The sequence below is a fragment of the Paenibacillus solanacearum genome (assembly GCF_910593845.1).
GTDB classification, from domain to species: Bacteria; Bacillota; Bacilli; order Paenibacillales; family NBRC-103111; genus Paenibacillus_G; species Paenibacillus_G solanacearum.
Map to the genome: position 1 here is coordinate 1 of NZ_CAJVAS010000054.1, position 13,036 is coordinate 13,036.

At 56.1% G+C, this 13,036-nt stretch carries 12 protein-coding genes and 1 rRNA gene; 3 read left to right on the forward strand and 10 right to left on the reverse strand.

Annotated elements, in window-relative coordinates; genetic code table 11:
* The 5 genes from KXG62_RS30365 to KXG62_RS30385 form a co-directional block, all read right to left on the reverse strand.
* Window positions 1-118, reverse strand: a 16S ribosomal RNA gene (locus tag KXG62_RS30365); the annotation flags it as partial.
* A gap of 747 nt (window positions 119-865) precedes the next feature.
* Window positions 866-1,870: an oxidoreductase gene (locus KXG62_RS30370; RefSeq protein ID WP_218095771.1), complete on the reverse strand. Its 1,005-nt coding sequence runs from the start codon at window positions 1,868-1,870 to the stop codon at window positions 866-868.
* Complete coding sequence (locus tag KXG62_RS30375) at window positions 1,870-2,256, reverse strand: MerR family transcriptional regulator (RefSeq protein WP_246627716.1); 387 nt, start codon at window positions 2,254-2,256, stop codon at window positions 1,870-1,872. The genes KXG62_RS30370 and KXG62_RS30375 overlap by 1 nt, the downstream gene beginning before the upstream one ends.
* Before the next feature lie 355 nt (window positions 2,257-2,611).
* Window positions 2,612-3,448 (reverse strand): TrmH family RNA methyltransferase, encoded by an 837-nt coding sequence (locus KXG62_RS30380; protein WP_218095772.1) that lies wholly within the window; start codon window positions 3,446-3,448, stop codon window positions 2,612-2,614.
* A 28-nt stretch (window positions 3,449-3,476) separates the two neighbouring features.
* Window positions 3,477-4,136, reverse strand: a complete 660-nt coding sequence (locus tag KXG62_RS30385) for a potassium channel family protein (protein ID WP_218095773.1) — start codon at window positions 4,134-4,136, stop codon at window positions 3,477-3,479.
* A gap of 186 nt (window positions 4,137-4,322) precedes the next feature.
* Here KXG62_RS30385 and sspI point away from each other — a divergent pair, with 186 nt between their 5' ends.
* Window positions 4,323-4,526, forward strand: coding sequence for a small acid-soluble spore protein SspI (gene sspI / locus KXG62_RS30390; RefSeq protein ID WP_218095774.1), 204 nt, complete (start codon window positions 4,323-4,325; stop codon window positions 4,524-4,526).
* Window positions 4,527-4,598: 72 nt separating this feature from the next.
* Here the strand turns inward: sspI and KXG62_RS30395 are convergent, their stop codons facing one another.
* Genes KXG62_RS30395 through KXG62_RS30410 form a run of 4 tightly spaced genes read right to left on the reverse strand, consistent with a single transcriptional unit; the run spans window position 4,599 to window position 8,775 of the window.
* Complete coding sequence (locus KXG62_RS30395) at window positions 4,599-5,702, reverse strand: Gfo/Idh/MocA family protein (RefSeq protein WP_218095775.1); 1,104 nt, start codon at window positions 5,700-5,702, stop codon at window positions 4,599-4,601.
* A 24-nt stretch (window positions 5,703-5,726) separates the two neighbouring features.
* The gene (locus tag KXG62_RS30400) at window positions 5,727-6,455 is read right to left on the reverse strand and encodes a ThuA domain-containing protein (protein WP_218095776.1); all 729 of its coding nucleotides are present in this window, start codon (window positions 6,453-6,455) and stop codon (window positions 5,727-5,729) included.
* A 23-nt stretch (window positions 6,456-6,478) separates the two neighbouring features.
* On the reverse strand, window positions 6,479-7,639 hold the full coding sequence (locus tag KXG62_RS30405; RefSeq protein WP_218095777.1) for a Gfo/Idh/MocA family protein: 1,161 nt from the start codon (window positions 7,637-7,639) through the stop codon (window positions 6,479-6,481).
* Window positions 7,640-7,692: 53 nt separating this feature from the next.
* On the reverse strand, window positions 7,693-8,775 hold the full coding sequence (locus KXG62_RS30410; RefSeq protein ID WP_218095778.1) for a LacI family DNA-binding transcriptional regulator: 1,083 nt from the start codon (window positions 8,773-8,775) through the stop codon (window positions 7,693-7,695).
* Between the two features lie 310 nt (window positions 8,776-9,085).
* Here KXG62_RS30410 and KXG62_RS30415 point away from each other — a divergent pair, with 310 nt between their 5' ends.
* Together KXG62_RS30415 and KXG62_RS30420 are read left to right on the forward strand one after the other, a co-directional pair.
* Complete coding sequence (locus tag KXG62_RS30415) at window positions 9,086-9,805, forward strand: response regulator transcription factor (protein WP_218095779.1); 720 nt, start codon at window positions 9,086-9,088, stop codon at window positions 9,803-9,805.
* 3 nt (window positions 9,806-9,808) lie between these two features.
* Complete coding sequence (locus KXG62_RS30420; RefSeq protein ID WP_218095780.1) at window positions 9,809-11,302, forward strand: ATP-binding protein; 1,494 nt, start codon at window positions 9,809-9,811, stop codon at window positions 11,300-11,302.
* Window positions 11,303-11,446: 144 nt separating this feature from the next.
* Here KXG62_RS30420 and KXG62_RS30425 read toward each other — a convergent pair whose 3' ends face one another.
* Window positions 11,447-13,030, reverse strand: coding sequence for a peptide chain release factor 3 (locus KXG62_RS30425; protein ID WP_218095781.1), 1,584 nt, complete (start codon window positions 13,028-13,030; stop codon window positions 11,447-11,449).
* Window positions 13,031-13,036: the final 6 nt, after the last annotated feature.

The following is a 13,036-nucleotide window of genomic DNA, read 5'->3' on the forward strand; positions in this document are numbered from 1 at the left end:
GCAGGTTGCCTACGTGTTACTCACCCGTCCGCCGCTAACCCCGAAGGGTCCGCTCGACTTGCATGTATTAGGCACGCCGCCAGCGTTCGTCCTGAGCCAGGATCAAACTCTCCATTAAGGTATCTTTTTCGGACCGAAGACCGAAATGGATACAAATTGCTTGCATAATCCGAAGATCATGTTCGCTATAATGTAAGCTGATTGAGCTCAAAATTTACTGCTAGCGAGAATTTGCATTCTCTATTTCACTCACTCGTTGTTCAGTTTTCAAAGGGCAATTGGTGATCGTTTGCGTCAGCCGCTGTTAGCAGCCGACAAGAAAGTAATATATCACATTTACTATCTTCAATGCAAGTGCAATGTTTTCCATTCTTGGGATAGTCCATCAAGCTCAGAAACGAACACTGCTTACAGCAATAACGACCAGGTAAAGAAATATATCACATTTACTTTTGTAATGCAAGTGTGATTATCTTCCGCACTTTGGATCAATTCCTGCAAGCTCAGAAGAACATCTCTTGCCTCACTGGCCTCGTTGTTCAGTACAACGACGACCGGAATTAGAAATTTATCATATTTGCTCTTGTTATGCAAGTGTAAATATTTTTTTGGTTTGGTTGCGAGAACTTTGATCTGTAACATAATCAAAAATAGGAAGCACGCTTCTTACGATCCTTAATGAAATATAGGCCGCTTATGCGGTAAAATCGTGCCTTGCGTATAGGACCGCTGACCATCTTACAATATCGAAACGCACGCGATAGTTGCGAAGAGGACCCCTAATATGGTTGCGGACGCATGCTCTAGGAACATATTAAGGAAATGGGGAGCCTCAGTCGAGCCCCCCGTTTACGCATTCGACAATTCAGATTCGAAATGAGACCCCCGTCAGTTTCTCGCTCAGTTGCCAGAGCCGCTCGGCTGCTTGTACATCCATGGCCCAGGGCCATACGCCGGTTAGGCCGGACTCATGAATTTGTTCCTTGGGCACCGCCGGAGCAATGTCAGCATTTTGACAATAAACGCCCCCCTTGCCGTCCAACTGCTTGCTTACGGCACACCAGACGATCGTGGCCGCTCCTTCGGGAATCGTTTTGTGTTCTTCTGTCATTTTGGTAAAAGTACGCTGCCCCTGTTCGTCAAGCGCCCCCATGGCCTTCATCTCGTTATCGGACAAATGGCGGGACAGATCCGTTACAATAGAACCGGGGTGAACCGAGAACGCCCGTACATGGTGAACGGCCCCCTTCCTGTCCAATTCCAGGGCAAAGAGCGCATTCGCCGTTTTCGATTGTCCGTAAGCTTCCCATTTCTCGTAGGATCGGCTCCTAAAATTCGGATCTTCGAAGTTGATGTCACCCAATCGGTGTCCGCCAGAAGAAACGGAGACGACACGTGCGCCGTTCGCGCGCTGCAACGCCGGCCACAGCCCTGCCGTGAGCTGATAGTGTCCCAAATGGTTGGTGGCGAATTGAAGCTCGTACCCTCTGCCGTCACGCTGCTCCGGAATGGCCATAATGCCGGCACTGTTCACCAAGATGTGCAGCGGACGTCCGGATCTTTCGAACGTGCGGGCAAACCGATCGATGGAGGCAGGATCCGCCAGATCCAGCTCCGCTAGCTCCACTCCCGGGATGGACGCTGCGGCGGCTTCCGCTTTTTTCAGCGATCTCGCGGGGACGATGACATGGGCGCCAGCCTTGGCAAGCACTCGGGAAACTTCCAGTCCTAGACCGGAGTAACCGCCCGTGACAATGGCAATTTTTCCGTTCAAGTCGACATGCCCGATCACTTCCTCTGCCGTGGTGCGCGGTCCGTAACCGGTATGGAGCGGCCGTTGGGACGTTCTTTCCAAGTTTGCTTTATCCATCACAATGTGCCTCCTTTTGTTGTACCGTCTTTAATTTCCTGAAAATGTTCAAGCTTGTACTTGATTAACTGAAGCGTTGTGTTCAATTCGGTCAGCTGGCACTCGATTGACGCCCGGTGTTCATCGAGCAAAGCATAGCAAGAGTCTTCATCCTGTTTGTTATAGGATTGAACGTACGCAAGGATTTTTTTGAGTGGCATGTTCGTTCGCTTGAGATACGTAACAAACTGGATTTTTCCCACATCTTCGCTGCTGTACATTCGTTGCCCGCCGGCACCGCGTTTCGGAGAAGCGATCAATCCGATTTTCTCGTAATAACGGAGCGTATCGAGACTAAGTCCGGTCATTTCCGCGGCTTCCGCAATAGTAAAGGTCTGTCCAGTCAACAGCTTGAAGCCCTCCTTTCAACGATGCAGCATCGCTGCACATCCCAACCTTAATCCTTGGAGTATGCTCCAGGTCAAGCGGATTTTTCAAAAAACTACTGCCCCAGGGTCTGCTGCCGATTGAACGTTAATCGCATCAATTTGGATAAACTGTGTTTATCATCATGTTCTTCTCCAACAGCTCGGTTCGTGTATCTGCAAACAGGAAATATCTGCTATCCTTCGCATGTTATGCCCCGAACATCATGGGTTCTACTTGTACAGAATGAACTTCTTTTAACGCAAAAAAGCGCGCAAGAAGCCTGAGGGCTATGCGAGCTCGCATTTTCGATGAAATGTTATTATTAGATCAGTATCACGAATATTGTTTCGTTCCCCCCCCCCGCTGCCGCATCGCTTCGAACAGCACGACTGTCGCGGCCATCGCGGCATTGAGCGACTCGGTACGCCCTTGCATCGGAATGCGCACATGATGCTGCGCCAGCTGCTGCACGGAGGCCGACACGCCCTGCCCTTCGTTGCCGATGACGAACCAGGTCGGCTGTCGAAAGTCGTATTCGTACATGCTGACCGCATCCTCCAAACGGGTGGATACGACCTTCACCCCACGGCTTGCTGCTTGCGGCAGCCATTCCTGCAGATCGCCCTGCACGATCGGCAGATGAAACAGTGACCCCATCGTGGAACGGACCGTCTTCGGATTATACAAGTCGACCGTACCTTTGCCCAGCAATACGCCAGAGGCTCCGACGGCATCGGCGCTCCGAATGATCGTCCCAAGATTGCCAGGGTCCTGCATCCCGTCAATAACGGCGACGAGACCGCCCTTCTCGCTTGCGGCAAGCAGGTCCGCCGGACGCCATGGCAGCTTCGGCACGACCGCGAACACCGGCTGCGGCGATTCCGTATCGGTGCACTTCGCCAGCACCGATTCCATGACCGCCACGCATTCAATGCCGAGCGCCGCCGCTTCTTTCCGCAAGCGCAGCGAAGCTTCCGCCCGCTCTGCAGAATATACCAGCACCTCCGGCGGCACGTCGCTGCGGAGCGCCTCCTCGGCCAAATGAATGCCCTCGATGAGAAAACGCCCCTGCTTATCACGCCCCTTGCGGTCCAGCAGCTGCGTCCATTGTTTCACGCGTTCGTTATGAACGGACGTGAGCACCGCTTGTTGTTTCCCTGACTTTTCCATGTAATGTCCGTACCCCTATTCCGTTCGTTTACTCGGCAAATGTTACTTCAAAATGCTGCAAATCCGTATTTTTCCCGACGACGACCAGTACGTCGCCCTCTTGTATCAGATCCTCCGCATGCGGAGCGATATTCATTTTATCCCCGTTCTTCACGGCCATAACGTTGCAGCCGTATTTGGCCCGGATGTCGAGCTGGCGCAAGTTTTTGCCGATCAGCGCGTGGGTTGCGGCGATTTCGACAATACTGTAATCGTCCGACAGCTCGATATAATCGATAATATTCGATGAGACGAGATGATGCGCCACCCGCATGCCCATATCGCGCTCGGGATAGATGACCTTGTCGGCGCCCACTTTTTTGAGCACTTTGCCGTGCAGCTCGTTCTGCGCCTTCACGACGACCTTCGGCACGCCGATCTCTTTCACGATAATCGTCGTCAGGATGCTCGCCTGAATGTCCTGTCCGATCGCCACAACCACCACATCGAAGTTGCGCAATCCGAGGGCGCGCAGCGCTTCCTCATCGGTCGAATCCGCCTGCACCACATGCGTAACGATGTTCGACGCCTCTTGTGTGCGCTGCTCGCTGCTGTCGATGGCCAGCACTTCAAAGTCGAAGTTCGCCAGCGTTTTGGCTACACTGAACCCGAACCGGCCCAGGCCGATGACTGCAAATTGTTTTTTCACCGCCGCTCATCTCCCTTCGGGACTATTATAACAGTCGGGCCGAGCAAGCACAAAAATCGCTGCAACGGCCAGGCCTGGACGAAAGCGGCGGGAACAAGCAAGCATGAAAAAAAGAGAACCCGCGCATAATAATGGAGTGAACTGCCGCAATAAGGTAGACGAACCAACATAAAGCGAGGGCCGAGCATGAACCTAAACTTGAGACAAGCCATTATTCAACGCATGCAGGATAAAAATAACGAAGAACTTCAGGACGTGATCGAGGACTCCATCGACGGAGAAGAACGCGTGCTACCCGGTCTCGGCGTTCTTTTTGAAATCATTTGGAAGCATAGCGAAGCCGGCTTGCAGGACCAGATGGTCACGACGCTCAAGGAGCATTTGGCATAGCCGACCTGCAGCCGCACAGTGCAAAGAAAAAGCGCGAGGCCTTCACCGAAGCCTTGCGCTTTTTCTTTGCGTTCAATCCAGGATGCCGCGTACGAGACCTTGCGGCATGGGCGCCGGACGCTCGCAGCTGCTTTTCATCGCATAGTGCCTGCCTTCGTCCGACGCATCGTGGAACGCATGCATCGCTTCAAGCACGTGATACGCGAGCTGGCCACAGGCCCGGTTGATCCGGCCGCCGCGAATCGCATAAGCCATATCAAGCACGCCCAGCCCCCGGCTGTTGTCGGTATACCCATGGGTCAGCGGCATTTCCTTCCATTCCTTGGCGTCATGGCGCTTCAGCAGAACCGGGCCGCCGAACGTGTTCGGGTCCGGAACGCTCAGTGTGCCCAATCTTCCGTATATTTCGATCCGCGGAAGCTGCGCGCCGCCAAACACGTCAAAGGACGTAATGATCGTCCCGATCGCCCCGCTGTGGAAATCCATGATGCCTGCCACATGCGTCGGTGTTTCCACTTGGATCGTTTTGCCGAATTTCTTCTCGCTCGTAATCGTCCGTTCCGGGAATGTCATCTTCGTCGACCCTGTGATGCGCGCAATCGGTCCGAGCATCGCGACCAGCGCCGTCAAGTAGTACGGACCCATATCGAACATCGGACCGCCGCCCTTGGCGTAGTAGAACTCGGGATCGGGATGCCAGTGCTCATGCCCCCGGCCCATCATGAAAGCGGTCGCTGCCACCGGTGTGCCGATCCAGCCGTCGTCGATCAGCTTGATGCATGTCTGGATGCCGCCGCCGAGGAACGTATCCGGAGCGCTGCCGACGAGCAGCCGCTGCTCCGCCGCCTTCGCGAGAATCGCCTGCCCTTCCTCGCGCGTGACGGCCAGCGGCTTCTCTACATATACATGCTTGCCGGCTTCAAGCGCTTGAAGGCACACGTCCGCATGCGCCGCCGGTATCGTGAGATTGATCACGAGGTCGATCGCCGGGTCGGCAAGCAATTCCGCAACCGAGCATGCTTTCGGTACGCCGTATTCTTCGGCGCTGGCGGCGGCACGGCCCAGATCCAGATCAGAGCAGGCCGCGACCTCAACGGCGCTATACGATTTCAAGTTTTTAAAATACGCGCCGCTGATTTTGCCGCAGCCGACAATCCCCACTTTGATTGGTTTCATCCGTAAGGTCTCCCTCTCCCGCGTTTATTGGCTGTCGCCCATGCCCGTATATGCCGCTTTCGCCGCTTGCTGCCGCCTGGAAGCTTCCGCGGCCGTCTTGCCTTCCGCGCACCATGCGAAGCCTCGGCGCATGATTTCTTTCACCGGAGGCATCTCCACGATGTTCGCTTTATGGCCGAGGGAGCAGTAAAATACGCGCCCCACGCCCCAACGCTTCGTCCAGACGACTGGCATATCGACCGCTTTATTGAGCGAGTGCGGTCCCTGTACGACCGGAAACCGCGTCGTTGCCAGCACCTCGACGGCCGGATCCACATGGAGGTAATACTGTTCGCTTCTTACGTCGAAATCTTCGATCCCTTCCAGCAGTGAGCTGGAGCTGTACTTGATATTCACCGCATATTCGACGCCGTCATTCCCCGGATGCGCTACCCATTGACCGCCTGTCATGAACTGCCAGTCGACGTTATCCCGGAACGCGTCGCACATGCCGCCGTGGCAGCCGGCGATGCCAACCCCGCTCTGAACAGCAGCTGAGACGTTGCCAGCCTGTTCTTTGGATATTTTGCCCATCGTCCATACCGGCACGATCAGGTCGAGCGCCAGCAGCTTCTCCTTATCGTTGAACGCATCCAGCGTATCGGACACTTCGACCTCGAAACCTTGTTCCCCGAGTACTTCATGGAAGATGTCAGCGACTTCCTTCGGCTCATGGCCGAGCCAGCCTCCCCATACAATCAACGCCCGCTTCATCCCGATCACGCTCCTCGCTTCGTTTATAGTTCCTCGATCCGTACCCAGCGGCGCTGCTCGATCGACCAATCGACGGCCTCAAGCACCTGCTGGCATTTGACGCCGTCCGCGAAATTCGGCACCGGCTGGCGGCCCTCCTCGATCGCTTGCATCAGCTCGACCGTCTCGTGAATGAACGTGTGCTCGTAGCCGATCGTATGACCCGGCGGCCACCAAGCGTCGGCATACGCGTGCGCCGGGTCTGTGGCGAGCACACGCCGGAAGCCCTGCACGTCGTCCGCGTCGCCTGTAAAATATACCTGCAGCTCGTTCATCCGCTCGAAATCGAATTTCACGCTTCCTTTGCTGCCGTTAATCTCGAATGCGTTCGTGCAGCGATGGCCCGGCGCGAACCGCGTCGCCTCGAAGCTGCCGAGCGCGCCGCTCTCGAAACGCGCCATGAACAATGTAGCGTCGTCGACCGTTACGGGGCCTTTCGCCGCATCGCCGCTCCCCTTGGCGCTCAGACCCGTCATTGAAGATGGCAGCGGACGTTCCTTGATGAACGTCTCGCTCATCCCGATCACCTCGGTCAGGTTGCCGATGAGAAAATGCGCCAGATCGATCAGATGCGCACCCAAATCGCCATGCGAGCCGGAGCCGGCGATCTCTTTTTGCAGCCGCCAGACAAGCGGAAACTGCGGATCGACGATCCAGTCCTGCAAAAACCAGGCGCGGAAATGGTAGATTTGGCCGAGGCGGCCTTCTTCGATCAGCTTCTTCGCGAGCTGAACCGCCGGAGCGAACCGGTAGTTGAAGCCGACCATATGCTTGACGCCCGCCGCTTCGGCTGCCTGCAGCATCTCGCGCGAATCGGCCAGCGTCAGCGCCAGCGGCTTCTCGCAGAACACATGCTTGCCGGCCGCCGCCGCCGCAAGCGCAATTTCCTTATGCGCATCGCTCGGCGCGTTGATGTCGATCAGGTCGATATCGTCGCGCTGCACAAGCTCCCTCCAGTCGGTGCCCCAGCTTTCCCAGCCGAACTGCTCCGCAGCCTGCCGCACCCCTTCCGCGCTGCGCCCGCAAATCGCTTTCATGACCGGTTTAGCCACCTTCGGAAAAAACATCGGCACATCGCGGTACGCATGGCTGTGCGCCTTGCCCATAAATTTATAGCCGATCATCCCCACACGAACTTGTTTCAACTGCGCTCGCCTCCTCGCGGATTTATGGCCAGAGCCGCAGCGGCGGCCCGGCGTTACCGTTCACACGATTGTCTTACGACCAGCTTCGTTTCAAGCTTGATGGATACGGGCGACGCCTCTTCCCCGGTCTGGCTGCCGCCGGCCGCACGGGTCAGCACGCTCTCCGCCGCCAGCCGCCCCATTTCGTAGAACGGCACCGCGACGCTCGTCAGCGGCGGGTCCGTCACACGGGCGGCTTCCGAATCGTCATAGCCGACGATCGCAATATCGCGGCCCGGCACAATCCCGTGCTCCCGAAGTCCTTGCATCAGGCCGATCGCCATCCGATCGTTCGAAGCGAACACCGCATCGATCCGCTCCCGATTCCGGACCATTTCGGCGGCCGCCTTGTATCCGCTTGTACGGCTGTAGTTGCCTTCGTAGTACCAGTGCGGCGGAACCGCTCCCGCGCCGATGACGTCTTCACCTGCTTCCGCTTCCGGCAAGAGTCCGTCTTCCTGCATCGCCTGCACATAGCCGCGAAGACGGTCGCCGCTGTTCGAATACTGCGGCGAGCCATTCAGGAATGCAATGTGCCGGTATCCCTTGCCGATCAGATGACGTACGGCGCGGTAGCTGCCCTCGGTATGATCGGCATCGATCTCCGGGAAGCGCTCGCCGGCAAAATGCTGATTGACCAGACAAAACGGCAGACCTGCTTCCGCCATCGTTCTCAGTTCTTCGCGTTCTCCCGGCGTATCCGTTGCGCCGAGAATGATGCAGGCATCGACCTTTTGCGATCGGAAAATACGCATGTAATCGCTTTCTACACCGGGCGTCCGGAACATGAGAAGCATGTCGTAGCCCATCTCCTTCACCTGCTGGCCGATCCCGCTTAACACTTCCGAGAAATAATAAGTGGAGAATATATGCACTTTCGGCACGTAAGGAAGCACTACGCCCACATTGCCGCTGCGGCGGCGGGCGAAGCTCTGAGCGATCGCGTTCGGATGATAGTTCAAGCTCTGGGCTGCCTCAAGGACCCGCTGTCTCGTTTCCGCTTTGATCGGGCCTACGCCGCTCATGACGCGGGAAACGGTCGCCTCGGATACCCCCGCTAACTCAGCGACTTCCTTTCGGGTAACGATGAACTCCACCCCCTCATCTCTTATTATATTTGGCTGTTATTCCCATTATGTACGCGCGTTCATTATCTCATGGGCAATGCACGGTGTCAATCTTCTTGTTGGCGCAGCGCCCCGCCGACTCCAGGTTCGGCCGACCTCTGCGCAGCGCCGAAGCTGGCTTGGGATTCGCGTGCACCGGATATAAGTCTCCCTTCATCACGGCACCGTAGCGGACGATGCAACTTTTCACCATACCCCATGGTTTTCGTCTTGCCAACGGTAGCCGAAGCGGATATGCTTGATTTAAATGAAGCCATTTGATACGTGGGAGTGTGGCCGGATGAAGCTGTTGGTGGCAGAAGATGATCGTTCGGTATGTGAAATGCTTCAACTTTTTTTTCAAAAAGAAAAATATGAAACGACCTTCGTCTACGACGGTTTGTCGGCCGAGGCGCAGCTCGAGCAGCAAGCATGGGACTTCATCATATTGGATTGGATGCTGCCCGGCAAGGACGGCATCGCGCTCTGCCGCGACATTCGCCGCCGCTTCGAGACGCCCGTCATTCTGCTGACCGCGCGGGACCAGGAACAGGACCGCATTCTCGGTCTGGAGCTCGGCGCCGACGATTACGTGACGAAGCCGTTCAGCCCGATGGAGCTGATCGCCCGCATGAAGGCGGTGCTGCGCCGCTACCAGCGCGGAAGCGGTACGGCGGAGCGTCCTCCCGAGGCGGATCCATATACGATCGATTCGAGCAAGGACGAGCAGCTGCGGTACAAAAATATTGTCGTCGACCTGTCTTCGCGAACGGCAACGATCGGCAGCATGACGATCACCCATCTGACGCCGAAAGAATTCGAGCTGCTGTCGCTGTTCGTCCGGTATCCGAAACGCGTGTTCACGAGAGAACAGCTGCTGGAAAGCATCTGGGGCTTCGATTACGTAGGCGAAGAACGAACCGTCGACGTCCATATCAAACGTCTGCGCAATAAAGTATCTACAGCGGAGCACCCGCTCATCATTACTGTATGGGGCGTCGGGTATAAACTGGAGGAATAACGGATGAGCAAGAAACGAAGGCCGTTCCGCTACCGTTTCACTTTTTTTCAGCGCCAGTTTCTCAGTCATCTCATTATTTCCTTGCTTATTCTGGTGCCGCTCTTTTTCGGCTTCACCTATTTTATGAAGCAGTACATTTACAAGCTGGAAACCGACGAGCTGGTCAGCGTCTCTAAAGCGGTTACAAGAACGTTGGTCAAAGAGGAAGAAGAGCACGCGGCGGCGCTGCAATCGTTCCGGAATTTGCTCGTGGAACGGAAAATCACCTTCATTCTGCTGGACAAATCGGGACAGCTCGTCTTTCGCGATCCGCGCATGCCGAGCGCCATGCGTTCCAAAGCGTTCCTCGATAGCCTGAAGCTGAAAATGTTCGGTGCCAAAGAAAACGAAAGCTTCATTATTCAGCGCAATACGGAGGACCCGCTGGTCGTCATTTTCAAGCCGATACGGACGAAAGGCGCGCGAGGCGACTTTTACCTGTTCGTCATTTCGCCGCTCAAAGGGATCCAGACCGCCGTGCAGACGCTGAATAAAGCGCTGGTCTATATGGCGATTTTCATCTTCCTGCTCGCCGTCGTCGTCAGCTTGTTCGTCTCGCGCAGCCTGAGCCGGAGCATCAGCTCCCTCCGGCAGACGACCCGGCAAATCGCGGCCGGCGATTATGCGGCCCGTTCGCCCGTGAAGCGCTCCGACGAGCTGGGGGATCTGGCCAGCGACTTCAACTCGATGGCGCACCAGCTCGAGATCACGTCCAGCAAGCTGCAGCAATTCGAGATGCGCCGCAGCCACTTCATCATGGATATGACCCATGAGCTGCGTACGCCGCTCACGTCCATCCGGGGCATTATCGAAGGATTGAAGAACGGGCTGGTTAACGCTTCGGAAGAACGGCATAAGTATTACGGCATTATTGAAAAAGAAACGTTCCGCCTCATTCGCCTCATTAACGAACTGCTCGATGTGGAAAAAATCGAGGGCGGCATGATTACACTGCATAAGCAGCGCACGCCGCTCGGCGAGCTGTTCGAAATTGTGTCCGAGGCGCTTGAGGTGCTCGTTCTGGAGAAAAAGCTGCGGATTCAGATCGAATGCGCGCCGGAGCTTCTCGTGTACGGGGATTACGACCGGCTGATGCAAATTTTTATTAATCTCGTTAAAAACTCGATTCAGTTTACGGAATACGGCACGATTTGTCTGACAGGTCGCGAAACGGAGCAATCGACGATCATCGAGATTGCCGACACCGGGCGGGGTATGTCCAAAGAAGAACTGCGGCTCATCTGGGAGCGGTTCTACAAGGCCGACCCCTCCCGCACCAAAGCTAGCAGCGAAACCGGCCTCGGACTATCGATCGTCAAGCAGCTCGTGGAAGCGCACGGCGGCACCATCGTAGCGGAAAGCACGCCAGGCATCGGCTCGACGTTCACGATTACGCTGCCAAGGGCGGAGCTGGGGGCGCCGGCCGATGGCCCAATCGCTCTCGGACCGGGTACGTAATCCGGCGGCATGCCGCGCATCGTCAAATAAACCCCATCCCGCATGTGAACGCCCTCTACGGTTAGAAGCAAATCTAACCGTGAAAGGCGCGGTACCATCGCGGGATGGGGTTTTGTATAAGGCCCGGCTGGATGACCGTGTAGCTTACGGGGCCATCTCCAGGAATTTCATATTCGGATTTTTCTCCATGGCCGTGCGCAGCGCATATTCGTTCTCGAACAGCGCGACGTAATTGTCCTTCTTATCCTTCACGAGCTGCGAATTGATGCGGAATTTGCCCGGGTCGATGTCGTCGCCGACAAGCCAGCGCGCGAATTGGTAGCTCATGCGCGACAACTGCACTTCCACACCGTACTCCGCCTTCATCCGGTATTCGAACACCTCGAACTGCAGCTGCCCAACAACGCCCAAGATCATATCCTCGAAGCCGATCGTCTTGAATACCTGGATCGTGCCCTCCTCGGTCAACTGATCGACGCCCTTCTGGAACTGCTTATGCTTCAGCGCGTTTTTCACCGTTACTTTGGAGAACAGTTCCGGCGAGAACGTCGGCAGCTCGTCGAATTCCACACCGCCCGTTTGGCTGAGCGAATCGCCAATGCGGAAGATGCCCGGGTCGAACAGACCGATAATATCGCCAGGGTACGCATCCTCGACAATATCGCGGTCCTGCGCGAGAAACTGCTGCGGCTGCGCCAATTTGATATCTTTGCCCACACGCACATGCTTCACGGACATCCCGCGCTCGAATTTGCCCGAGCAGATGCGCAGGAAAGCGATGCGGTCGCGGTGCGCCGGGTTCATGTTCGCTTGAATTTTGAAGATATAGCCGGAAAACTTCTCGTTGAGCGGCTCGATCATGCCTTCGTTGCTCTTGCGCGGCGTCGGCGTCGGCGCAAGCTGCAGGAAGTTCTCCAGGAACGTCTGTACGCCGAAGTTGTTGATCGCGCTGCCGAAAAATACCGGCGTCAGCTCACCGGAACGCACCTTCTCGAAATCGAACTCGTCGCCCGCTACGTCAAGCAGCTCCAGATCCTGCACGAGCTGATCGTAAAAAAACTCGCCCGCGATTTCCTTGACGATCGGATCGTCATAGCCGCTTACTTTGCGTACTTTGATCTCCCGGTGATCGTCGCCCTGGAACAGCTCCACTTGCGTCTGCTTGCGGTCGTATACGCCGCAAAATTGCTTGCCCATCCCAATCGGCCAGTTCATCGGATACGAGCGGATGCCGAGCACCTGCTCCAGCTCCTCAAGGAGATCGAACGGATTTTGCCCTTCGCGGTCCAGCTTGTTGATGAACGTAAAGATCGGGATCCCCCGCTTGCGGCATACCTGGAACAGCTTCTTCGTCTGCGTCTCGACCCCTTTGGCCGAGTCGATCAGCATGACGGCGCTGTCGGCAGCCGTCAGCGTCCGGTACGTGTCTTCGCTGAAGTCCTGGTGACCCGGCGTATCGAGAATATTAACCCGATGTCCGTTATAATCGAACTGCATGACGCTCGACGTGACGGAGATCCCGCGCTGCTTCTCGATCTCCATCCAGTCGCTCGTCGCGTGGCGGCTTGCTTTCCGTCCTTTGACCGTCCCGGCAAGCCGGATCGCCCCCCCGAACAGCAGCAGCTTTTCGGTCAACGTCGTTTTCCCTGCATCAGGGTGCGATATGATCGCAAAGGTACGCCGCTTCAGTACCTCTTGCTTTAATGTTTCGGATAATCCGGTGCTCATGGTGAT

What these genes read in the sequence shown, in the direction of transcription:
- KXG62_RS30370 (WP_218095771.1), bottom strand. Translation starts at nt 1,870, where the DNA reads ATGGATAAAGCAAACTTGGAAAGAACGTCCCAACGGCCGCTCCATACC.
- KXG62_RS30380 (WP_218095772.1), bottom strand. Translation starts at nt 3,448, where the DNA reads ATGGAAAAGTCAGGGAAACAACAAGCGGTGCTCACGTCCGTTCATAAC.
- sspI (WP_218095774.1), top strand. Translation starts at nt 4,323, where the DNA reads ATGAACCTAAACTTGAGACAAGCCATTATTCAACGCATGCAGGATAAA.
- KXG62_RS30395 (WP_218095775.1), bottom strand. Translation starts at nt 5,702, where the DNA reads ATGAAACCAATCAAAGTGGGGATTGTCGGCTGCGGCAAAATCAGCGGC.
- KXG62_RS30400 (WP_218095776.1), bottom strand. Translation starts at nt 6,455, where the DNA reads ATGAAGCGGGCGTTGATTGTATGGGGAGGCTGGCTCGGCCATGAGCCG.
- KXG62_RS30415 (WP_218095779.1), top strand. Translation starts at nt 9,086, where the DNA reads ATGAAGCTGTTGGTGGCAGAAGATGATCGTTCGGTATGTGAAATGCTT.
- KXG62_RS30420 (WP_218095780.1), top strand. Translation starts at nt 9,809, where the DNA reads ATGAGCAAGAAACGAAGGCCGTTCCGCTACCGTTTCACTTTTTTTCAG.
- KXG62_RS30425 (WP_218095781.1), bottom strand. Translation starts at nt 13,030, where the DNA reads ATGAGCACCGGATTATCCGAAACATTAAAGCAAGAGGTACTGAAGCGG.